The organism is bacterium, from assembly GCA_028821235.1.
GTDB lineage: Bacteria > Actinomycetota > Acidimicrobiia > Spongiisociales > Spongiisociaceae > Spongiisocius.
Map to the genome: position 1 here is coordinate 24832 of JAPPGV010000028.1, position 23795 is coordinate 48626.

Genomic DNA, 23795 nt, shown 5'->3' on the forward strand with positions numbered 1-23795 from the left:
GACGACGTCCTGGCGGAACCGGAGCGGTCCTGCCGGGCGCCATATACTCCGACCATGGATCGGTCTTCCATCGCGATCGTCGGGGTCGGCGCCATGGGCGGGGCCCTGCTCTCCGGGCTGCTCGAGGCCGGCTGGACTCCCGCCGACCTGACACTGGTCGAGGCCTACGAGCCTCGGGCCGCGGAGTTGCGGGAAGCCACCGGCTGCCGCACCGTGACCGTGCCGTCCGATGGCATCGACGGCCAGGACATCGTGGTCCTGGCGGTCAAGCCCCAGGACATCCACGGCGCCCTGCTTCAACTGGCTGAGGTGTTGACCTCGGATCAAGTACTCGTGGCGCTGGTGGCCGGGGTTCCGATCAGCGTGTACGAGCGGGCTCTCGGCGAGGTGCCGGTGATCCGGACCATGCCCAACACGCCCGCACTGGTAGGTGAGGGGATCACCGCGTGTGCGGCCGGCGCCCACGCCACCACCGATCACCTGGCCATGGCCCGGACCGTACTGTCGGCCGTGGGCCTGGTCGAGGAGGTAGACGAGGCCCTGATGGATGCGGTGACCGCGGTGTCGGGGAGCGGACCGGCCTATGCCTACCTGCTCGCCGAGGCGATGGTTGCCGAGGGAATCCGCCAGGGACTCGATCCGGCGACAGCGCTGCGGCTGACGGCCCGGACCATCAGGGGTGCAGGGACGATGATGGAGACCTCCGATGACGACCCATCCGTGCTGCGCCAACGGGTGGCGTCCCCGGGCGGCACCACCGCCGAGGCCCTGGCGGTCATGGACCGGCGCGGTTTCGTGGACGTGGTCCGTGAGGCGGTAGCCGCCGCGACGGACCGCTCCATAGAGCTCGGAGAGATCGCCGCCGGCTCGTAACCTTTTGGTCGACAAGTCCGGCAAGGCTGCGCTCTACACTCGGGCGACCGTCCGAAACACGGAGGGAGCCCGGATGCGCCGCAAGTTCACCGCCGCCGAGATACTGGTGTTCCTGGGAGTGCTGGCGGTGGTCGGAACCCTGGCGAGTTGGTTTGCCGGACAGTTTCCGGGCCACGCCGAGAGCCCCGTATCCCGCAAGGTGTTCGTCAACGTCCCGGCCGCGGTGGAAGGCATGTTCTACGTGGCGGTGGCGGGCTTCCTCTTCCTGACCTTCTACCTGTTCTCGCTCCGCGCCAAGAACTGGCAGCGGGGCGCGCCCGACCGGCGCACCGGTCACTGGAGGGAGCGGCTGGAGGCCATGGGCGCCGGACTCCGGATGCAGACGCTCATGCGCGACCGCGGCGCCGGCCTCATGCACTCCATGGTCTACTATGGGTTCCTGGTGCTGTTCCTGGGTACCGTGACCCTGGAGATCGACCATCTGCTGCCGGCCGGTCTCAAGTTCCTCCAGGACGACGTATACCGGGCCTACTCCTTCATCCTGGATGCGGCGGCGCTGGTGTTCCTCGGGGGCTTGGCCTGGGCCTTCGTGAGAAGGTATGGACAGGCCCCGTGGCGCCTGCGGTCCAAGACCCGACCCGAGGACTTCTGGATCCTCGTCACCCTGGCCCTGATCGGCGTCAGCGGGCTGGCCACCGAAGCGGCCCGGATCGCGGTCGAGAACCGGCCGTCCTACGAGGTGTGGTCGTTCGTGGGCTATCCGCTTTCACTCTTGGTGCCGCAAGGGCCGGCAGCGGGGATCCATCAGGTCATCTGGGTGATCCACGTGGCCTCCTTCCTGGCGTTCCTGGTCGTGCTGCCCACTACCAAGCTCCGGCACATGGTCACCTCGCCGGTCAACATGTTCCTCGGTCCCAAGGAGCGGCCACCCGGCGCCATGCGTGAGATGCCCAACCTGATGGAGGTTGACGACATCGAGACCGTGGGCGCGTCGCTCGTGGGGGAGTTCACCTGGAAACAGCTGCTCGACACCGACGCATGCACGGTGTGCGGGCGGTGCACATCCGTGTGCCCTGCCACCGCCACGGGCAAACCGCTGGATCCGCGCGAGATCGTGCTCAAGCTCGGTGAGGTGGCGGCCCGGACCGCCGACCCGGCCGTGACGCCCCCGGTCTCGGTGGACGAGGCCATAACCGTGTCCGCCGACAACGTGTTCGAGCGGATCACCCCCGAGGAGCTCTGGGCCTGCACATCGTGCAAGGCATGCGACGAGATCTGCCCGGTCGACATCGAGATCCTGGACAAGATCCTCGACATGCGCCGCTACCTGGCGTTGATGGAAGCGGACTTCCCGGCCGAGCTGGGTAAGGCCTACCTGTCGATGGAGAACTCCTCCAATCCGTACGGTATGGCCCAGGCGGACCGAGCGGCGTGGACCGCCGAACTGGACTTCGAGGTGCCGATCCTCGGCCAGGACGTGGAGACGGCCGAGTATCTCTACTGGGTGGGTTGTGCCGGCTCGTTCGATGACCGTAACCGGAAGGTGACGGTGGCGACTGCCCGCCTCCTCCATGAGGCCGGGGTCAGCTTCGCCATCCTGGGTCCCGCCGAGCTATGCACCGGTGATCCGGCCCGGCGGTCGGGAAACGAGTTCGTCTTCCAGATGCTTGCCATTCAGAATGTCGAGACGCTCGAGGACCGCGGGGTCCGTAAGGTCATCACCCAGTGCCCGCATTGCTTCAACACCCTGAAGAACGAGTACCCGCAGTTCGGTGGCGACTACGAGGTGATCCACCACAGCCAAGTCCTGTCCGACCTGGTGAGCCAGGGCCTGCTCCGGACGAGGAACGGGCAGTCCAAGACGGTCACCTACCACGATTCTTGCTACCTCGGGCGCCACAACGGCGTGTACATGGCCCCCCGGGGAGTGGTGGCCTCCATCGGCGGGATCAACGTGGTGGAGATGGGCCGCTCCGGGACCCGCTCGTTCTGTTGCGGGGCCGGCGGTTCGCAGATGTGGATGGAGGAACGGGTCGGCAAGAAGGTCAACATCGACCGGGCCGAGGAGGCGGTGGCAACCGGAGCGGACGAGGTAGCGGTGGCATGCCCCTTCTGCTTCGTGATGCTCGATGACGGCGTCCGCGAGCTCGGCCAGGAGGAATCGGTGGCCGTCCGGGACATCTCCATGATCCTGGCCGACTCCGTTTTTGAAGATTAGTTTCTAGTTGTTACTAGCAACTAGACATGCGGTGGGAGTGACTGCCAGAGGTTGTCGAGCTGCTTGTCCAGGAGATCGGCCTCGGGCGCCACGTATCCGGCGTCACCGCGGCGCTTGACGATGGCTCCCACCTGCCTCAGCCAGCCCAGCACGACATGACCCTGGTAGGCAGGAGGCGTCGCGCCGTCCACGGAGAGGGCCGTGAAGATGCGCCGGGTGGGGATCGGGTTGTCGGGCCCTCCGTTGGCGGCCAGGTAGCGGACGATGGCCTCCACCTGCTGCCGGGACGCCCGCACTGTGTAACGGTTCCCACTCTTCTTCGAAGTCACGGTCTTGACGAGGATGTCGCGGTCCCGGGTGTAGTAGGCCGGTCGTCCGGTGCTTCTCGACAGGTATGAGGTCAGCCACGGGTCCTCGAACTGACCGTACGAGGGGGCCTGGTGGTTGCCGGATGCCTTGGAGAGCCGCACGCTCTCGGCGCGTGTGGCGGTCTCCTTGACCGCTCTGGCGAAGGAGGCCAGGTGGACCGCGTCGTCGTACCGCCCTTCGGACAGGGCGGTCTCGGCCCTCACCCTCAGCGTTTCTTCACAATCGCGAAGGGCGGCCTCGGCCGAGGCCATACTGTCGATTGGTGTCGAAGTGTTTCGGCGTGTCATGCTTGTCCGAGACTATTGAACGTGTCAGGTCTCCATGAAGCCCGATTAACTGCGTGGTAGGGCGGTTCGGGAGTGGTGGCCCGGCTCGCGAGCCCTGTATTCGCGAAGAATCAGCCTCTCGAACACGCGCCGGATCAGCGGAGCTACCTGACGCGTACGCCCGCAAATTACCACGGCCTAGACCGCGAAGGTAGCACCGAACGGACCCCGTTCACAGGATTTACACACCCGTCCTCGCCTTCCCGGATGGACATCCGTAGCGAGTACCCTCCGGTCCATGAAGATCGGTTATCAAGGCGAAGGCCTCTCGTACTCGGACCAGGTGGCGATCCGACTCTTCCCGGATGCGCAGCGGGTCGGTTTCGGCAGCTTCGCCCGAGCCTTCCTGGCGCTCGGGCACGGTGATGTTGATCGGCTGGTGCTGCCGATCGAGAACTCCACCGTCGGGAGCATCTTGCCGGTTCTCGACCGTCTGGCCCGTCACCCGGTCTCGATCATCGGCGAGCACCTCATCGAGGTGCGCCATGCCCTGATCGGCCTTCCCGGATCGACCATCGACGGTATCAAAGAGGTCTGGTCGCATCCCCAAGCCCTCGCACAGGCGGATGACCGCATCGAGCAGGCAGGATGGAACCCGATTCCTTTCTACGACACGGCCGGCGCGGTGCGGGCTGTTGTCGAGAGGGGCGATCCCTCGGTGGCTGCTCTGGCCCCTCGGCACACCGCCCGGCGGCATGGTGCGCAGGTACTCCAGGAGGAGTTCCTGGATCGGGACCACAACACCACCCGGTTCGTGATCCTGGCCGCGGACGGATGGGAGGTGAGCGACGACGCCAACAAGACCTCCATGGTGTTCGAGACGGCTCACTCACCCGGCGCGCTGGCGCTTGCCCTGACCGAGCTCGGCCTGCGCGGCGCCAACCTGACGCACTTGCAGTCACGGCCCGCGGACGAGGCCTGGAAGTACCGGTTCTACGCCGACATGATCCATGACCCCGGTCCGCGAGGAGTCAAGGACATCCTGGAGCCCCGTCCGGCCACCCTGGCTGCGTCGCGCGTACTGGGTACCTACCCGGCGGCCGAGGTTCCCTGATCGCAGGCCCGACGTAGGGATTCCACCAAGGGCCGACCTTGCCGCCCTTGAGTCGATGGGATCAGGCCTGGCCGGCAGTCTCGTGGAGGCCGACGCTCTCGATGTAGAAGAGGGCGACATCGATCGGCCCGGCGCCGGTCTGTATCTCGGCGAAATCGACCCCCACCTCGGTCAGCACGCCGGTGAAGGACCTGCCGCCGGTGGTGCGGAGGCGCACCGGGTAACGGAGCTGTTCAGCCTCGATCAGGGAGTCCCTGAGGGTCCGCCGCAGCGGTGGGGTACGGGTTGGGAGGTCTTGGTCATGTGTGGTGCTCATGACATAAGCGTGTCCGCTGTCGGGCCGGGTTTCAAGACCCATGTCTCCGGCGCATCCGTAACCATGACCGGCGCCCGGATATCCTGAGAACATGAACCCGATCAGGACCAGGACCGCGGGGTCCCCGGCCGCCACCATCGCGCCCGAGCGGACCGATGTCCCGGAGGTGGAGGATCGAGCCGGTCATGATCGTGGCTGGAACGTGGTGGTCTGGAACGACCCTGTCAACCTCATGTCCTGCGTGGTGCTGGTGTTCCGCCGGATCTTCGGGTACTCGGAGGAGAAGGCGACCCGGCTGATGCTCGAGGTGCACCACGAGGGCCGCTCGATCGTCAGCACCGCACCGCGCGAGAAGGCGGAGATCGATTGCTACACCCTGCATCGCTACGCCTTGTGGGCGACCATCGAACGGGCGTGATGCCACGGTTCAAGGTCTTGGCGGATCGCATCGAGATGCGTCCCGTGGGAGACGACCTGATGGCCCTCTCCCTCATGCAGGAGATGCTCGCGTCGCTGGGTGAGGAGCCCGACGACCCGGCGGTCGAGCGGCTGTCGGTGGCTGCATATCCGGATGACGGGGACGCTCAATCCGAGTTCGAACGCCTCATGAACCCGGAGTTGGATCGCCAGCGCCGGATGGACCGGGACGCGGTGGCTTCCGTGCTCAAGGCGGCCGAGAGCGGGAGCGTGGACCTCACCCCTCCGGAGGCGGAGGCGCTGTTGATGGTGCTCAACGAGGCTCGGCTGGCCCTCGGCGCCCGGTTGGGGATCGTGGAGGATGGCTGGGGGTCCGACGAGAGGCGAACGTCCGATCCGGTCGCGTTGCTCCTCCGCTACCTGACCGGCTACCAGGACGATCTGATTCGGGCGCTGGCAAGGCGGATCGAGCCCTAGTTCCCACGTCATCTAGGATCGTTGGTTGTCCGTATTCGCCTCGGGAGGTACCGGTGACCAGCAGCGCCATTCGTTACGGGATCTGCACCGATCAGTCGCTGCCCTATCGCACCCTCGTGGACCGGTGGCAGTACTACGAGGAGCTGGGCTTCGACAGCATCTGGGATTGCGACCATTTCATCCGACCCAGCGATCCCACCAACGACTATTTCGAGGGTTGGACGCTCCTGACCGCGATGGCGGCGGTCACCAGCCGGGTCCGGGTCGGTTGCCTGGTCGCCAGCAACACCTTCCGCCATCCGGCCTTGCTGGCCCAGCAGGCCATCACCATCGACCACGTTTCCGATGGCCGGCTGGAGTTCGGGATCGGAGCCGGGTGGTTCGTGGAGGAGCACGAGCGCTTCGGGATACCGTTCGGCGAGCCCGGCGAACTGGTTGCCAGGTTCCACGAGGCGGTCGAAGTGGTCGATTCCCTGCTTCGAGGCGAGGCCACTACCTACGAGGGCCGGCACTACCAGCTCCAAGGGGCGCGCCTGCGTCCTCAACCTGTGCAAAGGCCGCGGCCGCCGTTGACCATGGGCGCCCACCGGCCCCGCATGTTGCGGATTTGCGCCAGGTTCGCCGATCGCTGGAACTCGTACGGGACGCTCGACGAGATGGCCGAGCGCAACCGCATTCTCGACGAGGCCTGCCTGGAGATCGGGCGGGACCCGGGTGAGATCATCAGGTCCTTCTACGGGTGGATACCCAACCTGACCACCTTGGACATGCCCGATCCGTGGACCGGCCCGGAGGCGTTCGCGGAGGTGGTGGGCCGCTACGCGGAGGTCGGTGTGAACGAGTTCATCTTCGATCAGCCCCGGGCCGACCAACTGGACAATGCGGCGGACATCGCCGCCGAGGTTCTCCAGAGCCCGTAAGCGCCGTTCCCCGACTCTTGCTTGGCGGGGAGCCGATCCACCCCGGCAACGGGGCCGAAACACCGGGCAAATCTCGACAAGAATCCGGCGCTTTTGATACCGTTTGGGTAGCCAGCCGCTCCGAAAGGAAGACGCTTGATGAAGGTGTCCATGTCAGTCAATGGAAGGCAGGTCTCCGGGGAAGCCGAACCACGTACGCTGCTGGTTCACTTCCTACGGGAGAACCTGGGGTTGACGGGCACGCACGTGGGATGCGAATCGTCCTATTGCGGTGCCTGCACCATCAGCCTCGACGGCCAGGCCGTGCTCTCCTGCACCATGCTGGCCGCCCAGGCCGATGGTGCGGAAGTCACCACCGTCGAGGGTCTGGCCCGCAACGGTGAGCTGCATCCGGTCCAGGAGGGATTCTGGGAGCGCCACGGCCTCCAGTGCGGCTTCTGCACACCGGGGATGATCATGTCGGCCGTAACGCTCCTCGATGAGAACGACAACCCGTCAGAAGAGGAGATCCGGCGCGGCATCGAAGGCAACCTCTGCCGCTGCACCGGGTACCACAACATCGTGCGGGCAATCGAATACGCGGGCGCCAAGATGCGCGGCGAAGAGCCCGCCCCGGCAGAATGGGAGGACGCATGAGCTCGACAAGTGTGCTGGGCGGCGTCGTAAGGCGCCGGGAGGATCCGGCCCTGATCCAGGGCGGCGGTCGCTACACCGACGATGTGAAGCTGGCGGGCACCGCCCATGCGGCCTTCGTCCGGAGCCCGTTCGCTCATGCCAACGTCCTGTCGGTCGACACGTCCGCCGCCGAGGCGATGGACGGTGTTCTGGCCGTCTACACCGCCGCCGACGTGGAGCACCTGGGGCCGCTGGTGGCGCAGGTGCCGGTCGGGGCCCTTCGTCCGCTGCTCAACAACGGAACCGTGAAGCACGTCGGCGAAGCGGTGGCGATGGTGGTCGCAGTGGATCCGTACGTGGCCCGCGACGCCGCCGATGCGGTCGATGTCGACTACGACGCCCTGCCGGCGGTCGTGGACCTGAAGCACTCGCTCAGTGACGAGATGCTCGTCCATGGCGACATGGAGTCGAACACCCTGATTTCCTGGACGGGCCCGTTCGGCGCGGACGCCGATGCCCTGGCTGCTGTCAAGGCGGGTATCGATGAGCAGAAGTCCAGGGACGACGTGGTGGTGGTCTCCCAGGAGATGATCAACCAACGGCTCATCCCGGTTCCCATCGAGCCCCGTTCGGTGCTGGCCGACTACCAGATCGGCTACGGGCGCTTCGACGTCTACTCGTCCACCCAGATCCCGTCGGCGCTGGCCGGGGCCATCGGCAAGTACTTCGGTATGGCCCTAAACCAGGTGACCGTCAAGGCGATGGAGGTGGGCGGCGGGTTCGGCTGCAAGCTCAACGTCTACAACGACGAGGTGCTCGTGGCCTTCGCCTCGAAGCAACTGGGCTGCCCGGTCAAGTGGACCGAGACCCGCCGCGAGGCGGCCAACTCGACCATCCAGGGCCGCGGCTGGATAGCCACCGCCACCATGACCGGCACGACGGACGGTGAGATCCTCGGATTCGAGTTGGACGGCATCGCCGACATGGGCGCATACTCCCAGAACTTCACCGTCGCCATCCCGTTCCTCGGGGTGTTCGTCGGGTCGGGCCAGTACTCCTTCCCCACGCACTGGAAGATGGACTGCGTCACTACCCACACGATGACGACCGACGCCTACCGGGGCGCCGGCCGACCGGAGGCCGCCTACTACCTGGAGCGGATCCTCGACATGTACGCGAGGAAGATCGGGGTGGACCCGGCCGAGGTGCGCCGCAAGAACTACATCTCGGCGAGCGAGTTCCCCGGGGCGGTTTCGCCGATGGGATTCCCTATGGACACGGGTGACTACGAGGCCAACCTGGATGCCGCCCTCGAGTCGGCCGGTTGGTCCGGCCTGCTGGCCGAGCGGGACGCCGCCCGGGCCGAGGGACGTCACGTCGGGGTCGGGATCGCCACCTATGTCGAGGTATGCGGCTTCGGACCCTCGGGCCTGGTGGACCTCGGTTTCTCATGGGCCGAGTACCAGATGCCGTCGGCGTTCAACGGTTCGAGCCTGGTGAGGGTGCATCCTGACGGATCGGCCACCGTGTCGATCGGCACCGGACCCTCCGGCCAGGGCCACCAGACGACGTGGGCGCAGATCGTCGGCGACGGCCTCGGAATGGATGTCGACCGGATCCGGGTGATCCACGGCGACACCGAGGAGGCCCCGCCCAGCATCGGCACCTTCGGGTCCAGGTCCGCAGCGGTGGATGGCTCCGCTTGCTACGAGGCCACCCAGAAGGTCCAGGCCAAGGCCGCCAGGATCGCGGCCCACCTGCTCGAAGCGTCCGAGGATGACATCGAGTTCGCCGACGGCGGCGCCCATGTGGCCGGTACCGACAGCTCGGTCGGTTGGGACGAGATCGCCAAGGCGGCCTACCAGCCTCACGTCCTGCCGGAAGGCATGGAGGGGGGCTTGGAGGCGCATGCCATCTTCAGCCCGGGCAACGCCACGTGGCCGTTCGGGACCCACATCGCCATGGTGGAGGTCGATGCCGCTACCGGGGACGTGAGGCTGTTGCGATACATCGGGATGGACGACTGCGGCAATGTGATCAGTCCGATGATCGTGGACGGTCAGATCCACGGTGGCATTGCCCAGGGTGTCGGCCAGGCCATGTTCGAGGATGCGGTCTACGACATGGACGGGAACCTGCTGTCGGCCTCGCTGGTGGACTACATACTGCCTACCGCGGTCGACCTGCCTTCGTTCGAGTTGGGCCGCACGGTGACGCCCACCGACATCAACCCGCTCGGGGTGAAGGGCATCGGCGAGGCGGGCACCATCGGCGCCGCGCAGACGGTTGTCAACGCGGTGGTGGACGCCTTGGAGTCGTTGGGTGTGACCCATATCGACATGCCGTTACGTCCTCAGCGGGTGTGGCAGGCGATCCAGGACGCCCAGGCGTAGGGAGGAGGAGCCCATGTATCCACGACAGTTCGACTACGTAGCGCCCTCCAGCCTGGATGAGGCGCTGGCTGCTCTCGATGCGAATCCGGGAGCCAAGGTGCTGGCCGGTGGCATGAGCCTGCTGCCGATGATGAAGATGCGGCTGCTGTCGCCCGAGATGGTGGTGGACATCGGCCGGATCGGCGGGTTGGGCGACATCACCGACAACGGTGATTCCATCTCGATCGGTGCGCTGGTGACCCATGCCGAGGTTGCGGCCAGCGGCCTGGTCCAGGACCACGGCGCGGCGCTGGCCACGGCTGCTTCCTGGACGGGTGATCGCCAGGTCCGCAACCGTGGTACGTGTTGCGGGTCGATGGCGCACGCCGATGTGGCGGCCGACCAGCCGGTTGCGGCGCTCGCTCTGGGCGCCACGATGGTGGTGGCGTCGTCGGGAGGCACGCGTGAGATCGCGGCCGCCGACTTCTTCGTGGACACCTTGATGTCCGCGTTGGAGCCCGGCGAGATCCTGACCGAGATGCGGATTCCCAAGGTCGGCGCCGGCACGGGTTCGGCTTATGACAAGCTGGGCCGCCGTGGTGGTCACACGGACTATGCGGTGGCCGGCGTGGCCGCTTCGGTGACCCGTTCCAACGGTTCGGTCAGCGCGGCCACCGTCGCGGTGACCGGTGTGGGCAGCCGCCCCGTTCTGGTGGACGAGGTTGCCGACGCGCTGGTCGGTTCCGATGGTTCCGACGCCGCCGTCGAGGCCGCGGCCGCCCATGCGACGTGCGGGATCGACGTGCTGGAGGACCTGTACGGGTCGGTGGCCTACAAGACCCACCTCGCCCAGCTGTTCGCAGCCCGGGCCGTGAAGGCAGCCCTGGCCGCGGCCGGGTAGCCCGCCGGCACAGCCGAAAGACAACACAACCCGACCCAACCGGCCGCCCCACCAGACCCCGGGGCGGCCGGTTTCGTCTGCCCTCACCCTTCCACGTGGAGTTCTCCCGGCGTTTCCGGGATAGGCCAGGGTGAAAAGTTGTACTAGAAGCCGTGAAATAGTTGTACTCCGAACGACGAAAAAGTTGTACTCAAAGCTGCGAAATAGTTGTATTGTGGTGAGATGGTTGAGTATCGGAAGCGTCTGATCGACGGGGTTCTGGCACAGCGAATGGCCGCTCTACCTGCGGTTATGCTGGTAGGGCCCAGGGCAACGGGTAAGACGACGACCGCGGTCAGACATGCCCGGACGGTGGTGCGGATGGACCGGCCTGCCGAGGCAGCGGTGTTCCAGGCCGACCCGGACGCCGCGCTCGGCCGTGACCTTCCCGAACCCGTGCTGCTCGACGAGTGGCAGATGGTGCCCGAGGTGCTGGGGGCCGTGAAGCGGGCTGTCGACCGGGACTCCCGACCCGGGCGGTTCATCCTGGCCGGATCGCTACACAGGACCCTCGGCACTCCCGGCGGCTGGCCCGGGGTGGGCCGGGTCGTGAGCCTGGAGATCTGGCCGTTCACGGTGTCCGAACAGCAGGCGACGGCTACCAAGCCGCTGATCGAGCGCGTAGTCGATGGAGACGACTTGAGACCCGCCGATCCGGGGTTGGACATCCGCGACTACGTGGATCTCGCCGTTCTGGGCGGCTTTCCCGAGGTGTCGCTGGTCGTGGCCGAATCCGAGCGGAGGGCCTGGCTGGACGGGTATATCGACGGATTGATGGTCCGGGATGTGTTGGGTGGTCGCAATCCGGCCCTGTTCCGCAACTTCTTCAACGTCTACGCGGCCAACTCCGCCGGAGTGGTCACCGATCAGAAGCTCCGCGATTCGGCCCGGATCAACCACCGGACCGCACAAGCCCACCGGCAGCACCTCCTGAACCTGATGGTGGCCGACGAGCTACCGGCCTGGTCCACGAACCGGCTGAAGCGGTTGGGCCGGTCCCCCAAGCGGTATCTCACCGATTCGGGCCTACTGGCCGCCGCTATGGGCGCCGATTCGGAAGGCGTGCTGCGCCACGGCGACCTGCTCGGTCGGGTCCTCGAGACCTTCGTGGTGGCGCAGATACGGGCCGAGGCGACCGCGGTCGGGCGCAAGCCGGTCCTGCATCATCTACGGTCGGGGGACGGGCGGCACGAGATCGATCTGATCGTAGAGATGGACGCCTGGCGGGTCCTCGGCATCGAGATCAAGGCGACGTCCGCGCCGGACCGCGGCGACGCCCAGCATCTGATCTGGCTGCGCGATCGGCTGGGCGAGGAGTTCGTCGGAGGGGTGGTCCTGCACACCGGGCCCTGGCCTTACTTGATCGGTGACCGGATCGTCGCGGCGCCGATCAGCACTCTCTGGGCGTAGGAGGGTGCGTCGCCTCAGGTGGGGACGTGTATCCTCCTCGCGATGATTCCCGCCACGGTCCGAGAGGTCGCCGACGCGCTCGCCGGCCAGCGATACATCGCCGACCGCTCGCTGGCGGTCACGATCCATCTCGCCCTGCAGATGGGCCGTCCGCTGTTCCTCGAGGGCGAGGCCGGGGTGGGCAAGACCGAGGTCGCCAAGGTGCTGGCCGGCATCCTCGATCAGCCGCTCATCCGGCTCCAGTGCTACGAGGGCCTTGACGCCGGGCATGCCCTCTACGAGTGGGACTATGCACGCCAGATGCTGGCCATCCGGCTGATCGAAGCTCGTGGCGAGGGTGGAGGGGCGGCTATCTCCGACATCATGAGCCGCGAGTACCTGATCGCAAGGCCGCTGCTCGAGGCTGTGGAGATGGCTGCCGGCGGTTCCCGGCCGGTCCTGCTGATCGACGAGCTCGATCGGGCCGATGAGGAGTTCGAGGCCTACCTTCTGGAGCTGCTGTCGGACTTCCAGGTGACCATTCCGGAGGTCGGAACGGTTGCTGCCGAAGAGCCCCCTGTGGTGGTCATTACCTCCAACCGCACCCGCGAGATCCACGACGCCCTGAAACGCCGCTGCCTGTACCACTGGATCGACTATCCCAGCTTCGAGCGGGAGATGGAGATCGTCACGGCCAAGGTGCCCGGTATCGACCAGGCCCTGGCCGCCGATCTGGCCCGGGCGATGGAGAAGTTGCGGAACCTGGATCTGTTCAAGCCCCCCGGGATTGCCGAGACGCTGGACTGGGCGGCCGCCCTGAACGTCCTGGGCGCGCAGGTGCTGTCGCCCGAGGCGGCCGGCGACACGCTGGGGGTGATCCTGAAGTACGAGGAGGACATCGAGCGGGTGCGCACGGCAGGGGTCGGGGGCCTGCTCGTAGCCGGTTGATCCCTGATGGCCACTGGTGTTTTCGTCCAGAACGTGATCCACTTCGCGCGCTACCTGCGCGCCAAGGGCCTCGAAGTCGATCCGCGCACCGGCATGGAATTGCTCACCTCGGCCCATGTGTTGGGTCTGGAGGATGTTCGGGACATCAGGTGCGGGTTCCGGTCGCTGGTGGTAACCCGTCCCGACCAGCTGCCGGTGTTCGAGGATGCGTTCGACCTGTTCTTCGGGTCGGGAGGGCGGAAGCGGACCCCCGTGGAGGCGGAGTCCGATCGGATGGTGCAGTCGTACCTCCCCGTGCTGACCTCGGCCGGCCAGCTCGACGAGGAGGACACGGAGGACAGCAGCGAGCAGATGGGGGCTTCTCACGCCGAGCGTCTCGGTACCCGCGACTTCGGCGAACTGACAGCCGACGAGATCGCCGAGGTGCGGAGGCTGATTTCTCGCATGGTGTGGAGACCGGCCGAGGCGCTGAGTCGCCGCTGGATGCCCGACTCGATGGGAAGCCGCCCCGACATGCGGAGGACCCTCCGGAATGCGGTCGGTCCCCGCGGCGAGCTGCTGGAGATGGAGTTCCGATCCCGCCGGCCGCGCCGGCGCCCGCTGGTGATCATCGCTGACGTGAGCGGATCGATGGAGAAGTACGTGGAATTGCTGCTGTACTTCGCCCACTCGGCCCCGGCGCGGATGGGCCGGGTCGAGTCCTTCGTGTTCTCCACCCGGCTAACCCGCATCACCCACGAGCTCCGTCGCCGGGATCCGGCCATGGCGCTCCGCCTGGTGGCAGGCCGCGTCCACGACTGGTCGGGTGGGACGCGGATCGGAGAAGCTCTGGCAACCTACAATCGGCACTGGAGTCGACGGGTGGCCAGAGGTGGTCCGATCGGAATTATCATCAGCGACGGATGGGACCGCGGAGATCCGGAACTGCTGAGCCAGGAGATGGCGCGGTTCTCGCGCTCCGTCCATCGAACCATCTGGCTGAATCCCCTGGCGGGCCGCAAGGGGTATTCGCCGGAGACCCGAGGGCTTAAGGCGGCGTTGCCGTACGTGGACGACTTCCTGCCCGCCGCCCGGCTGGTGGATCTGGGTGGAGTCATCCGGCTGTTGGAGTCGATACCTCCCCACCCGAACCAGGCCACGAGAGGATCACCTAGACGAGGAGCCCGGGCATCATGAAGGATGCGCTGAGTGTCTACAACCGATGGATCGAAGAAGGGAAGCAGGTCGCGGTGGCGACGGTGGTGCGGGTCAAGGGCTCGGCTCCCCGCCCCGAGGGTGCCAAGTTCCTGGTGTCATCCGAAGGTGACATGGAGGGCTCGGTGAGCGGTGGCTGCGTAGAGAACGACGTGTTCCTCCACGCCCAGGAGGTGCTCGCAACGGGAGAACCTCGCCTGGTGACCTACGGCATCGCCGACGAAGACGCCTTCGAGGTGGGCCTGGCCTGCGGAGGGACCATCCAGGTGCTGGTCGAGAAATGGTAAGAACCCAGCTGGAGGCGGTTCGTAGCCTCGTCGAGGAGGAGCGCCTCGGGGCCGTCACCACGGTGGTCGAAGGCCCCGCCACCGGCGCCAAGGCGGTGCTGGATCGGGTGGACGGGCTGGTGGCCGGGACGATCCCCGGCGAGATACTCGACGCCGTGCAGGCCGACGCGGCCAGCCTCATGGACCGTGAGCAGAGCCGTACCCTCGGATACGGGGAGCACGAGGTGTACATCGAAACGGTGGCGCCCCAACCACGGCTCCTGATCATCGGGGCCGTTCACATCGCGCAGGAGCTATGCCGGATTGCTCATGGCCTGGGCTTCAGGGTGGTCGTCACCGACTCCCGTCCGTTCTTCACCACGCCCGAGCGCTTTCCCGAGGCCCATCAGGTGATCGTCGGGTGGCCGGGAGAGATCGAGGACCAGCTGGACATCGACCGCCGGACCTATGTGGTGATGCTCAGCCATGACGCCCGTTTCGAGGATCCGATGCTGCCCCTCGTACTACCCAGTGAAGTCAAGTACATCGGGGTGATGGGAAGCCGCCGCACCCACCGGAAGCGGGTGGAACGGCTGCGCAAGGCCGGGTTCCCCGAGGACCAGATCGCCAGGATCCGCGGCCCGGTCGGGCTCGACATCGGCGCCGAGCAACCCGGCGAGGTGGCCATATCCATCCTGGCGGAGATGATCCAGGTCCGGTACGGGTCGGGTACCGGGGAGTCTCTCGTCGGGCGGAGGGGCCGGGTCCACCTTCAACGCACGGAGGATGCCGGAGACCTATGACCGTTCCTGGTCGGGTTCCGTCCAACCGTCAACGCTCGTTCGCCCGGTCATGATGACTGCGGCGCTCGTCCTGGCCGGAGGTGAGTCGGAGCGCTTCGGCAGTTCCAAACAGCTCGCCGAGTGGAGAGGGAAGCCGCTTCTGGCGCACGTGGTGGCCCGGGTGAAGGGTTGGCCGGAGGTGGGCGCGGTCTACGTGGTGCTGGGTGCCCGTGCCGAACAGATCATGGAAGCAGTCGATCTCGGCGATGCCGCGGTCATTGAGAACCTGGAGTGGCGGGAAGGGATGGGTTCCTCGCTACGGGTCGGGCTGGACTTCCTGGTGGGCGAGCGCTCGGTCGATCAGGCCCTGGTGGTGCTCGGGGACCAACCGAACGTGCCCGGCGACGTCGTGCCCCGGCTTCTCGAGGCGCGGAAGCGGTCACGGCGACCGGTGGTCATCCCCCGGTACCGCTTGACCCGCGGACACCCGGTGCTGATCCATCGATCCCTGTGGCCGACCCTGATTACCGGGCTGAGCGGTGACCGGGGGGCTCGAAATCTCTTCCTGGCCCATCCGGATTGGGTGGAGGAGGTGCTCGTGGACGCCATGCCGCCCGGAGACGTCGACACGCCCGAGGATCTCCGCCGCCTGGACAGATCCTGACAGCCGGACACGTCACGATGTGCTCGATCGGGTTGGCCTCGACTCCTCATGGACAGGGCTTTGGAGACGGAGTGGGGTGGAGTTCGGCCTCCTGAGTGGGGGTCAGCGATCTCGATGACTCCGATCGGGTCTATCCTCTCTGAGTAACGCGTGGAGGATGCTTGATGATCATCGTCATGAAGTCGGGGGCTACACAAGAGCACATCGACAAGGTGGTGCGGCGCCTGGCCGCGATCGGCTCCGAAGCCCACATCTCGGTGGGACAGGTCCGCACTGTTATCGGTGCTATCGGGGACCGGGAGGTGATCCAGCAACAGCCGTGGCTGGCCATGCCCGGAGTGGAGCGGGCGGTACCGGTGCTGAAGCCGTACAAGTTCGTGTCCCGTGAGTTCCAGCCTGAGGACACGGTCATAAAGGTGAGAAATGCCCAGGTCGGAGGCGGCGTCTTCGCCCCGATCGCCGGTCCGTGCGCGGTCGAGACCCGGGACCAGCTGTTTCGCACGGCCGAGGCGGTGCTCGAAGCGGGCGCCACCATCCTGCGAGGGGATGCCTTCAAGCCCAGGACGAGCCCTTTCTCCTTCCAGGGCTTGGCCGAGGACGGCCTCCAGCTCATGGCCGAGGCGCGCGAGGAGTTCGGCCTTCCGTTCGTCGCCGAGGTCCTCGATCCGCGGGATGTGGACCTGGTCGCCGGCTACGCGGACATGTTGCGGATCGGCACCAGGAACATGGCGAACTACGGGCTGCTCTCAGAGGTGGGCCGGGTTCACAAGCCGGTGCAGCTCAAACGAGGCTTCACAGCCACCATCGATGAGTGGCTCAATGCCGCCGAGTACATATACAAGGAAGGGAATCACGAGGTCGTCCTGGTGGAACGGGGGATCCGGACCTTCGAGACGGCCACCCGGAACACGCTCGACATATCGGCGGCGCCGGTGATCAAGCACATGTCCCACCTACCGGTGATCATCGATCCCTCCCATTCGTCAGGCCGTCGCCATCTGGTCGCCCCCCTGGCTCGAGCCGCCATCGCGGTGGGCGCCGATGGCTTCATCGTGGACGTGCATCCCGCCCCCGAGACCGCCCAGGTCGACGGCGACCAAGCCTTGCTACCGGCCGAATTCGCCGAGTTGATGGACCAGATGCGAAACCTGGCCGCAGCTCTCGACGTCACCATATAGCTGACCAGCAGTCCGGATGCGTCGAGCCGCAATCTTCGGCACGGGGTTGATCGGGGCGTCCCTCGGCATGGCCCTCCGGCGGGTCGGCTGGACGGTTGCCGGGTGGGACCCCGACCCGACGGCGCTGGAAGTGGCGACGGAGCGGGGCGCGGTGGATGACGCGTGCGGTAGCCGTGAGGACGCGCTTCCGGGCTCGGACCTGGTGGTCCTGGCCGGACCTCTCACCGCCACCCTCGAGACCCTGCCGGGCTTGCGTACCGACGCCCTGGTGACGGATGTGGCCGGGGTGAAGCGACCCGTGGTCGACGCACGGCCGGCAGGCATGCGAATGGTGGCCGGGCATCCGATGGCGGGTCTCGAGCAGGCCGGTCCGGCAGCCGCCTCGCCCTCTCTCTTCAAGGGCGCCGCCTGGGTCATCTGTCCCGACAAGGCTGATGCGGCCGATGTCGAGACGCTCGAATCGATAGTCGAATCGGTGGGCGCAATACCGTACCGGCTTCCGGCTGCCGAGCACGATCGGGTGGTGGCCGACATCTCGCACCTCCCCCAGGTACTCGCCATCTCGTTGATCAACCTGATCACGCGCCGGGATCCGGCCGCCGCGCGCCTGGTGGCAGGCTCCTTCCGCGACCTGACCCGGGTGGCTGCCTCCGAGCCGCGCTGGTGGCCGGAGGTCCTGGCCGCCAACGAGGCCAACGTCAGCGACTCCATCGAGCGGCTGATGAGACTGCTCGAAGAGGTTCGTCAGGAGGTGGCGCATGGTGATTCCGGCCCGCTGACCGCTCGGATCGAAGAGGCCAGGAGCAGGCGGCAGGCCATGGCGCCCCCGGTGGTGAGGGTAGGTGTGGTGCTCCAGGACCGCCCGGGCGAGATCGCCAAGGTAGGACGGGCACTCGAGCACAGCGGTGTGGATGTCCGCGACCTCCAGCTGCGCCACGCCCTCCACGGGGGAGGCGGCATTCTCACGCTGTCAGTACGACCGGCGGAGGCGGACGTGCTACGCGCCGCGTTGCTGGAGGCGGACTTCTCGCTGGAGTAGTCGGCCCAAGGCAAACGAAGGTGGCTCTGGTCCGTTCACAGCGGCAGTTCTCGGCGGGCCTGTTCGAGGCCTTGCGCGGCTAGCGGCCTCGGGCATGGCTTTCCTCGGTGCGTTCCAGAAGTCCTGGGAGTGGTTGGGTTGAATGAGGTCGGGTAGCCCCTCAGGTGGAGACGAGATGGGCCGTGGCTTGGGGTTCCGGGACGAGGTCTCCATTCGCCCGGAGCATCTCGATGTGATAGCCGACGGCTTCACGGATCAGGGATTCCGTTTCCTCCAAGGTGTCGCCGGCGGCGATGCATCCCGGCAGGTCCGGAACGTATGCGCCGTAGCCGTTGCCGGTTCGTTCGATGACCGCGATGTAGCTCGTCATAGGGACCCTTTCTCGAGGCCGGCTTGCTTGACGATGCTGGCTCTCATGTCCGGCGAGAGGTCTTTGCCCATGTGCCCGGCAATCGTAACGGTGCCTGGCTTGTCCGGGTGGTTGTACTGGCGGTGACTTCCGCGGGTCCGCACGAGGTACCAACCATCGCGCTTGACCACTCGGATCGCGTCTCTAACTATCGGCGGCATATCCGAGCTCCCACGAGTGGTCTGCGAAGTTGAGTACATATCCGTACATTTGTTCATATGCTAAAATATGGGTGTGATATAAACAGACCGATACATTTCTTGATCGTTATATGATTTACAGAATCATGTCTTTGATGAGCACAGCTCTGGGATACCGCGAAGCCGCTGCCGGAAACCTGCCGACCAACGACGCAGAAGCTCCGGCTCCGTAGCGCCTCCTAGACTCCGCGGACTATGGAGACCATCCGGGTGGCCGGGGCGCAGATCAACCTCCGGGTCGGCGACCTCGCTTATAACGAAGCCCGGATTCGAGACGCTGTGGCTTGGGCGGAGGCAGAGGGCGCTGACGTCCTTCTCCTTCCCGAGTTGGCCATTCCCGGCTATCCGCCAGAGGACCTGGTGATCCGAAGAGGCTTCGTGGATGCCAACCTGGGCGTGCTGGACGAGCTTGCCGGCCATGCCGGGTCGACGGTCACCGTGGTGGGGGTCGTTAATCGGGTACGGCCCGGCGGTTCGGCGACCGACGGTCGTGATTCCTTTCCGGTGGCGAACGCGGCAGCCCTACTCCACCAGGGTCAGATCAGAGGCATCTACAACAAGGTCCTCTTGCCCAACTACGGCGTGTTCGACGAACAACGCTACTTCGTGGCGGGTTCCGTACCGGGGGCGGTCTGGAATGTCGGAGGCGTGGTGGTGGGAGTCTCCATATGCGAGGACATATGGGTTCCCGATGGACCACCTTCTGCTCAGGTCGCCGCTGGAGCTCAGGTACTTCTCAACATCAACGGATCGCCCTTCCACGTCTCGAAGGACGCGGAGCGGGTTCGCCACATCGAGCGGGAAGCGGTCAATGCCCGGGTGCCCGTGGTCTATCTCAACCTGGTGGGCGGGCAGGATGAGCTGGTCTTCGACGGTGGGTCGATCGTCATGGACCGGGAGGGTTCCATCCAGTACCGGGCCCCGCGCTTCGAAGAGGACCTGTTCGTGGTCGATATCGAGGTGGGCGAGCCGGCCGGCAACCGGGAGGCGGCGACCGTCGCGCGGGTGGAGCCTTCGACCCTCCCTTCCAAACTTCGTTCTCCCAGCCCTGCTCCCGCCGCGGAACCCATCGAGCTCATCTACCGAGCGCTCGTGCTCGGACTTGGCGACTACGTGAGGAAGAACGGTTTCTCGAAGGTGGTGGTGGGTCTCTCCGGGGGCATCGACTCGGCGCTGACGGCGGTGATCGCCGTCGATGCGCTCGGCCGGGATTCGGTCCGGGGCGTCACCATGCCCTCCGCGTTCAGCTCCCAGGGATCGATACGCGACTCCGAGGAGCTGGCGCGCCGGCTGGGCATTCGCCTTGATCGCATTGCCATCGGTGACCTGTTCGACGAATACCGGGACGCGCTCGAAGCCGTGTTCGACAGTAGCGAGTTCGGGATCGCGGAGGAGAACCTCCAGCCCCGGATCCGCGGCACCCTGCTGATGGGAATATCCAACAAGCACCACGAGATGGTCATCGCAACCGGGAACAAGTCCGAGATGGCGGTGGGCTATGCGACGCTGTACGGCGACATGGCCGGCGGCTACGCGGTGCTCAAAGACGTCCTCAAGACCACCGTCTACGAGTTGGCCGATTGGCGCAACCGCGCCGAAGAGGTGATCCCGGAGGAGACAATCCGGAAACCGCCGTCCGCCGAACTGAGGCCCGGCCAACTCGACACCGATAGCCTTCCGCCTTATGAGGTGCTCGATCAGGTGCTCGCCGCCTACATCGAGGAGGACCGCTCCATCGACGCCATAGTGGATGCCGGGTTCGACCGGGACATCGTCACCCGGGTCGCGGCCATGGTGGATCGCAACGAGTACAAGCGGCGCCAATCCCCACCGGGAGTGAAGATAACCCCCAAGGCGTTCGGGCGTGACCGTCGCCTACCGATCACCAACGGATGGCGGGGTGGTTGACCAGGTCCTTGCCCGGTGTGGCAGGGTCCGGGGAGTTCGAGTCACCGGAGTGTGTCAATACCGCGCCGGACGGGGTTAGCCTTTGGGCGGAAGGCGATCAAGGACTGATGCGATGATGGCTGCTCGAAGGGCCGTACCGTTTATCGCGGTTGTCCTGGCGCTCGCGGCATGCGGCGGGGATGACTCGACGTCCGAGACCACATCGGCTCCGACCGGCGCATCTCCTACCACCACCAGTACCGCGGTAATCGAAATGGTGGAGTCTGGCGCCGACACCTCGGCTACCGCTGCCTCTATAGCAGAGGACGCTGTCGAGCCCGAGGGTGATGGAGATTCGCAAAAGGAGGGGGCGGACACCACCCTGCCACCGGCCATTCCACCGTACGAGGTGATACACCGTCTCATAGCGAATGATCGCACCACCCTCGTGATCCTGGTCGAGCCCGGCGCTTATACCACCGTCCAGTTGGAGAACCTGGTCTACGACGTGGTGGACACGTATTCCCCCAACACTGCCATCGTCGTGGACGACCGGGCGGCCGCCGATTTGGCCATCAAGGACGATCTCACCCCCGAGGAGCAGTCGACCCTCGACGCCCGGACGTTCCTGAGGATCGAGAACGGAGTGGACGTGACGTTCCACGGTCCTTATGCCGATGCCGGCGGCATGACAGTCGGCAGCTAATTCTAGTTGCTAGTTGCTAGTTGCTAGTTGCTAGTTGCTAGTTATAACTTATGTAACAACTAGAAACTAGAGACGAGAAACTAGCGAAGCAGTAGGGTGGCGACCATGAGGAACCCGCCGAACCCGACTACATCGGTGACCAGCGTCAGGAAGATGTTCGAGGCCAGTGCCGGGTCCAGTCCCAACTTGCGAAGCAACAGAGGGATACCCGTGCCGGACAACGTTCCTATGACAAGGTTGACGACAGTTGCTATTCCCATGGTGACGGCGAAGTTCACCGTTCCGCCGAACACCAGCCCGACAGTTCCGGCGAGCAGACCGACCGGTATGGAGTTGATCACGCCGATGGCAACCTGATTCATCAGCACGCGCCCTGCCCGACTCGGCGTGACGCCGTCAATCGCCATCGACCGGATAACCACGGCCAGGCTTTGTGCCCCGGCGTTGCCGCCCATCAGCGCCACCACCGGCATGAGCGCGGCCAGTACCGGGCCGATGTCGTCGATCACCGCGGACTGCCGCTCGATGACCAGCGCCACCACCAGGGCCATGGCAAGATTCACCAACATCCACGGAAGGCGCATGCCGGCCGCTCGTGCTACGGGCGTGAAGACCGTCTCCTCGGGCCCGGCGCCCATCGCGGCGGCGAAGTCCTCCGAGGCCTCGGCCTGGACCGACTCCACTACTGCCTCGTGGGTGACCATGCCCAGCAGGACGCCCGAGTGATCGACCACCGGCAGTCCGAACAGGCCGTAGCGCTGCGCCAGCTCGGAGACCTCTTCCCGATCTGTGTCAGGACGTACGGCGACCGGTTGGTGCACCATGGTCTCGTCGAGTCCCACCCCGGGCCGCGCGAACACCAGGTCCCGGAACGACACCACGCCGACCAGCAGGCGCCGATGATCGACCACGTAGACATAGGAGAGGTCCTCGATCTGGTCGTGGAGCTGGCGGAGACGCTCGATGGCTTCCCCCGCGGTCATCCCCACCTGCAGGAATGCCAAGTCAGTCGTCATCAGCCCGCCCGCCGAGTCAGGAGCGTGCTGGAGGAGAGCGAGCAACTCGTGGGAGATCCCGGGATCGAGGCCGGCCAGTACCTGCTCCCGGTTCTTCTCGTCCAGCTGGCCGAGCAGGTCGGCCGCCATGTCGGCATCCATGGCCGCGACGAGATCCGAAGTTCGGGCCGGGTTGAGCCCTTCGAGAACATCAACGCCCAACTCGGGGCGCATCTCGTTGAGGATTCCGGCTGCGTCAGCGACATCGAGGTCGGAGAGCAGGTCGGTAGCCGCGTCGGTGTCCAGTTCCTCGAGGATGTCTGCCGCGTCATGGGGGTCGGCGCCGGCCAGTTCCTGCCACTCGGCGGTATGGGTATCCAGGTACTGCTCGACCTCGTCCGGCTGGACCCGGGCCGTGCTCCGCAACCGCTGGGCGAGTTCCCTTGGCCGGGGCAGCTTTATTCGCATCAGCTTGTCTCCACCGGGGTCGGATCCTGCTGCCGGAGCATGATGGGGACCGCTAGGAGGGTGCTGGAAGAGGCGGGGATTGGTTGGCCCGCGATCCCTTGACCGGGGGGTTCATTTGAGGCCGTCGGGTGAACTGGACATCATTCAGTACACTCCCCGGGTCAGCCCTCGTAGGGTCGGACCGCGAGCACCGTGACTTTGAACTTGCCGCCTGGCGCTTCGTAGGCGACGTCATCGCCCGCTACTGCACCCACCAAGGCGGTACCCAGGGGACCCTCGGGCGAAGCCAGCAGGAAGCCGGGAACCCGGTTTTCGGGAATGGCTACCAGATAGTCCTCCTCGTACCCGTCTTCGTCCACCAGCGTGACGATCGATCCGATCTGCACGGTGCCGTCGCTCGAGGCCTCGCCGACGGTGGAATTGTCGAGTAGATGCCGGAGCTTTCGGATCCGCGCTTCCATGAGGCCCTGCTCGGTCTTGGCGGCGTCATAGTCGGCGTTTTCCCGGATGTCCCCGTGTGACCTCGCCTCGGCCAGGCGCTCGGCGATCTGGGTACGCCCCACGGTGGTGAGCATGCCGTATTCTTCTTCTAGTTTCCGGTACGCGGCAGGGGTCAGCCAGGTCTCAGGGGTGCTCATGCGGCCAGGATACCCGTTGGGATGGCATCGTCGGCCGGGCGGTCGACCGACGGGAGACGAAGGCCGGGTTCTGCCCGCATCGTGCCAAACTCCTACACCGGTGGAATGGTCCGGCGAGAAACATGTGACAAGGAG

25 protein-coding genes are annotated in these 23795 nt (G+C 66.0%); 19 read left to right on the top strand and 6 right to left on the bottom strand.

The window, feature by feature from the left end:
- Positions 1-54 precede the first annotated feature (54 nt).
- Positions 55-873 carry a pyrroline-5-carboxylate reductase gene (proC, locus tag OXK16_03360; GenBank protein MDE0374986.1) on the top strand — a complete coding sequence of 273 codons (819 nt, stop codon included), beginning with the start codon at positions 55-57 and terminating at the stop codon, positions 871-873.
- Between the two features lie 73 nt (positions 874-946).
- Positions 947-3091, top strand: a complete 2145-nt coding sequence (locus tag OXK16_03365) for a heterodisulfide reductase-related iron-sulfur binding cluster (protein MDE0374987.1) — start codon at positions 947-949, stop codon at positions 3089-3091.
- 20 nt (positions 3092-3111) lie between these two features.
- On the opposite strand, the gene OXK16_03370 is transcribed toward OXK16_03365, so the two are convergent.
- Positions 3112-3663, bottom strand: a complete 552-nt coding sequence (locus OXK16_03370; protein MDE0374988.1) for a hypothetical protein — start codon at positions 3661-3663, stop codon at positions 3112-3114.
- A gap of 361 nt (positions 3664-4024) precedes the next feature.
- On the opposite strand from OXK16_03370, the gene OXK16_03375 reads away from it, so the two are divergent.
- The gene (locus tag OXK16_03375) at positions 4025-4840 is read left to right on the top strand and encodes a bifunctional chorismate mutase/prephenate dehydratase (GenBank protein ID MDE0374989.1); all 816 of its coding nucleotides are present in this window, start codon (positions 4025-4027) and stop codon (positions 4838-4840) included.
- 61 nt (positions 4841-4901) lie between these two features.
- On the opposite strand, the gene OXK16_03380 is transcribed toward OXK16_03375, so the two are convergent.
- On the bottom strand, positions 4902-5156 hold the full coding sequence (locus OXK16_03380; GenBank protein ID MDE0374990.1) for a hypothetical protein: 255 nt from the start codon (positions 5154-5156) through the stop codon (positions 4902-4904).
- Between the two features lie 91 nt (positions 5157-5247).
- Here OXK16_03380 and clpS point away from each other — a divergent pair, with 91 nt between their 5' ends.
- The 14 genes from clpS to OXK16_03450 all read left to right on the top strand — a co-directional run bounded on the left by clpS (position 5248) and on the right by OXK16_03450 (position 18357).
- Positions 5248-5574: an ATP-dependent Clp protease adapter ClpS gene (gene clpS / locus OXK16_03385; GenBank protein ID MDE0374991.1), complete on the top strand. Its 327-nt coding sequence runs from the start codon at positions 5248-5250 to the stop codon at positions 5572-5574.
- Positions 5575-5591: 17 nt separating this feature from the next.
- A complete protein-coding gene (locus OXK16_03390; protein MDE0374992.1) occupies positions 5592-6050 on the top strand; it encodes a DUF2017 family protein in 459 nt (152 codons plus the stop codon).
- Between the two features lie 53 nt (positions 6051-6103).
- Positions 6104-6970, top strand: coding sequence for an LLM class flavin-dependent oxidoreductase (locus tag OXK16_03395; GenBank protein ID MDE0374993.1), 867 nt, complete (start codon positions 6104-6106; stop codon positions 6968-6970).
- A 138-nt stretch (positions 6971-7108) separates the two neighbouring features.
- Positions 7109-7606 carry a (2Fe-2S)-binding protein gene (locus OXK16_03400; GenBank protein ID MDE0374994.1) on the top strand — a complete coding sequence of 166 codons (498 nt, stop codon included), beginning with the start codon at positions 7109-7111 and terminating at the stop codon, positions 7604-7606.
- The gene (locus OXK16_03405; protein MDE0374995.1) at positions 7603-9978 is read left to right on the top strand and encodes a xanthine dehydrogenase family protein molybdopterin-binding subunit; all 2376 of its coding nucleotides are present in this window, start codon (positions 7603-7605) and stop codon (positions 9976-9978) included. Before OXK16_03400 ends, OXK16_03405 begins: the two co-directional genes overlap by 4 nt.
- 13 nt (positions 9979-9991) lie before the next feature.
- A complete protein-coding gene (locus tag OXK16_03410; protein MDE0374996.1) occupies positions 9992-10858 on the top strand; it encodes a xanthine dehydrogenase family protein subunit M in 867 nt (288 codons plus the stop codon).
- 222 nt (positions 10859-11080) lie between these two features.
- On the top strand, positions 11081-12307 hold the full coding sequence (locus tag OXK16_03415; protein MDE0374997.1) for a DUF4143 domain-containing protein: 1227 nt from the start codon (positions 11081-11083) through the stop codon (positions 12305-12307).
- Positions 12308-12349: 42 nt separating this feature from the next.
- Positions 12350-13234, top strand: a complete 885-nt coding sequence (locus OXK16_03420; protein ID MDE0374998.1) for a MoxR family ATPase — start codon at positions 12350-12352, stop codon at positions 13232-13234.
- Between the two features lie 6 nt (positions 13235-13240).
- The gene (locus OXK16_03425; protein ID MDE0374999.1) at positions 13241-14410 is read left to right on the top strand and encodes a VWA domain-containing protein; all 1170 of its coding nucleotides are present in this window, start codon (positions 13241-13243) and stop codon (positions 14408-14410) included.
- Positions 14407-14715 (top strand): XdhC family protein, encoded by a 309-nt coding sequence (locus tag OXK16_03430; protein MDE0375000.1) that lies wholly within the window; start codon positions 14407-14409, stop codon positions 14713-14715. The genes OXK16_03425 and OXK16_03430 overlap by 4 nt, the downstream gene beginning before the upstream one ends.
- Positions 14709-15497 (top strand): XdhC family protein, encoded by a 789-nt coding sequence (locus OXK16_03435; GenBank protein MDE0375001.1) that lies wholly within the window; start codon positions 14709-14711, stop codon positions 15495-15497. The genes OXK16_03430 and OXK16_03435 overlap by 7 nt, the downstream gene beginning before the upstream one ends.
- Positions 15498-15546: 49 nt before the next feature.
- Complete coding sequence (locus tag OXK16_03440; GenBank protein ID MDE0375002.1) at positions 15547-16140, top strand: nucleotidyltransferase family protein; 594 nt, start codon at positions 15547-15549, stop codon at positions 16138-16140.
- Between the two features lie 164 nt (positions 16141-16304).
- A complete protein-coding gene (gene aroF / locus OXK16_03445) occupies positions 16305-17318 on the top strand; it encodes a 3-deoxy-7-phosphoheptulonate synthase (GenBank protein ID MDE0375003.1) in 1014 nt (337 codons plus the stop codon).
- Between the two features lie 16 nt (positions 17319-17334).
- Positions 17335-18357, top strand: coding sequence for a prephenate dehydrogenase/arogenate dehydrogenase family protein (locus OXK16_03450; protein ID MDE0375004.1), 1023 nt, complete (start codon positions 17335-17337; stop codon positions 18355-18357).
- Positions 18358-18517: 160 nt separating this feature from the next.
- Here the strand turns inward: OXK16_03450 and OXK16_03455 are convergent, their stop codons facing one another.
- Together OXK16_03455 and OXK16_03460 are read right to left on the bottom strand one after the other, a co-directional pair.
- On the bottom strand, positions 18518-18727 hold the full coding sequence (locus OXK16_03455; GenBank protein ID MDE0375005.1) for a type II toxin-antitoxin system HicB family antitoxin: 210 nt from the start codon (positions 18725-18727) through the stop codon (positions 18518-18520).
- Positions 18724-18927, bottom strand: a complete 204-nt coding sequence (locus OXK16_03460) for a type II toxin-antitoxin system HicA family toxin (protein MDE0375006.1) — start codon at positions 18925-18927, stop codon at positions 18724-18726. Before OXK16_03460 ends, OXK16_03455 begins: the two co-directional genes overlap by 4 nt.
- A 234-nt stretch (positions 18928-19161) precedes the next feature.
- On the opposite strand from OXK16_03460, the gene OXK16_03465 reads away from it, so the two are divergent.
- Together OXK16_03465 and OXK16_03470 are read left to right on the top strand one after the other, a co-directional pair.
- Entirely contained in the window at positions 19162-20874 is a 1713-nt protein-coding gene (locus OXK16_03465; protein MDE0375007.1) for an NAD+ synthase, read from the top strand.
- A 112-nt stretch (positions 20875-20986) separates the two neighbouring features.
- A complete protein-coding gene (locus OXK16_03470; protein ID MDE0375008.1) occupies positions 20987-21559 on the top strand; it encodes a hypothetical protein in 573 nt (190 codons plus the stop codon).
- An 80-nt stretch (positions 21560-21639) separates the two neighbouring features.
- On the opposite strand, the gene mgtE is transcribed toward OXK16_03470, so the two are convergent.
- Both mgtE and OXK16_03480 read right to left on the bottom strand, forming a co-directional pair.
- Complete coding sequence (mgtE, locus tag OXK16_03475; GenBank protein ID MDE0375009.1) at positions 21640-23022, bottom strand: magnesium transporter; 1383 nt, start codon at positions 23020-23022, stop codon at positions 21640-21642.
- Positions 23023-23183: 161 nt separating this feature from the next.
- A complete protein-coding gene (locus OXK16_03480; GenBank protein MDE0375010.1) occupies positions 23184-23660 on the bottom strand; it encodes a transcription elongation factor GreA in 477 nt (158 codons plus the stop codon).
- Positions 23661-23795 lie beyond the last annotated feature (135 nt).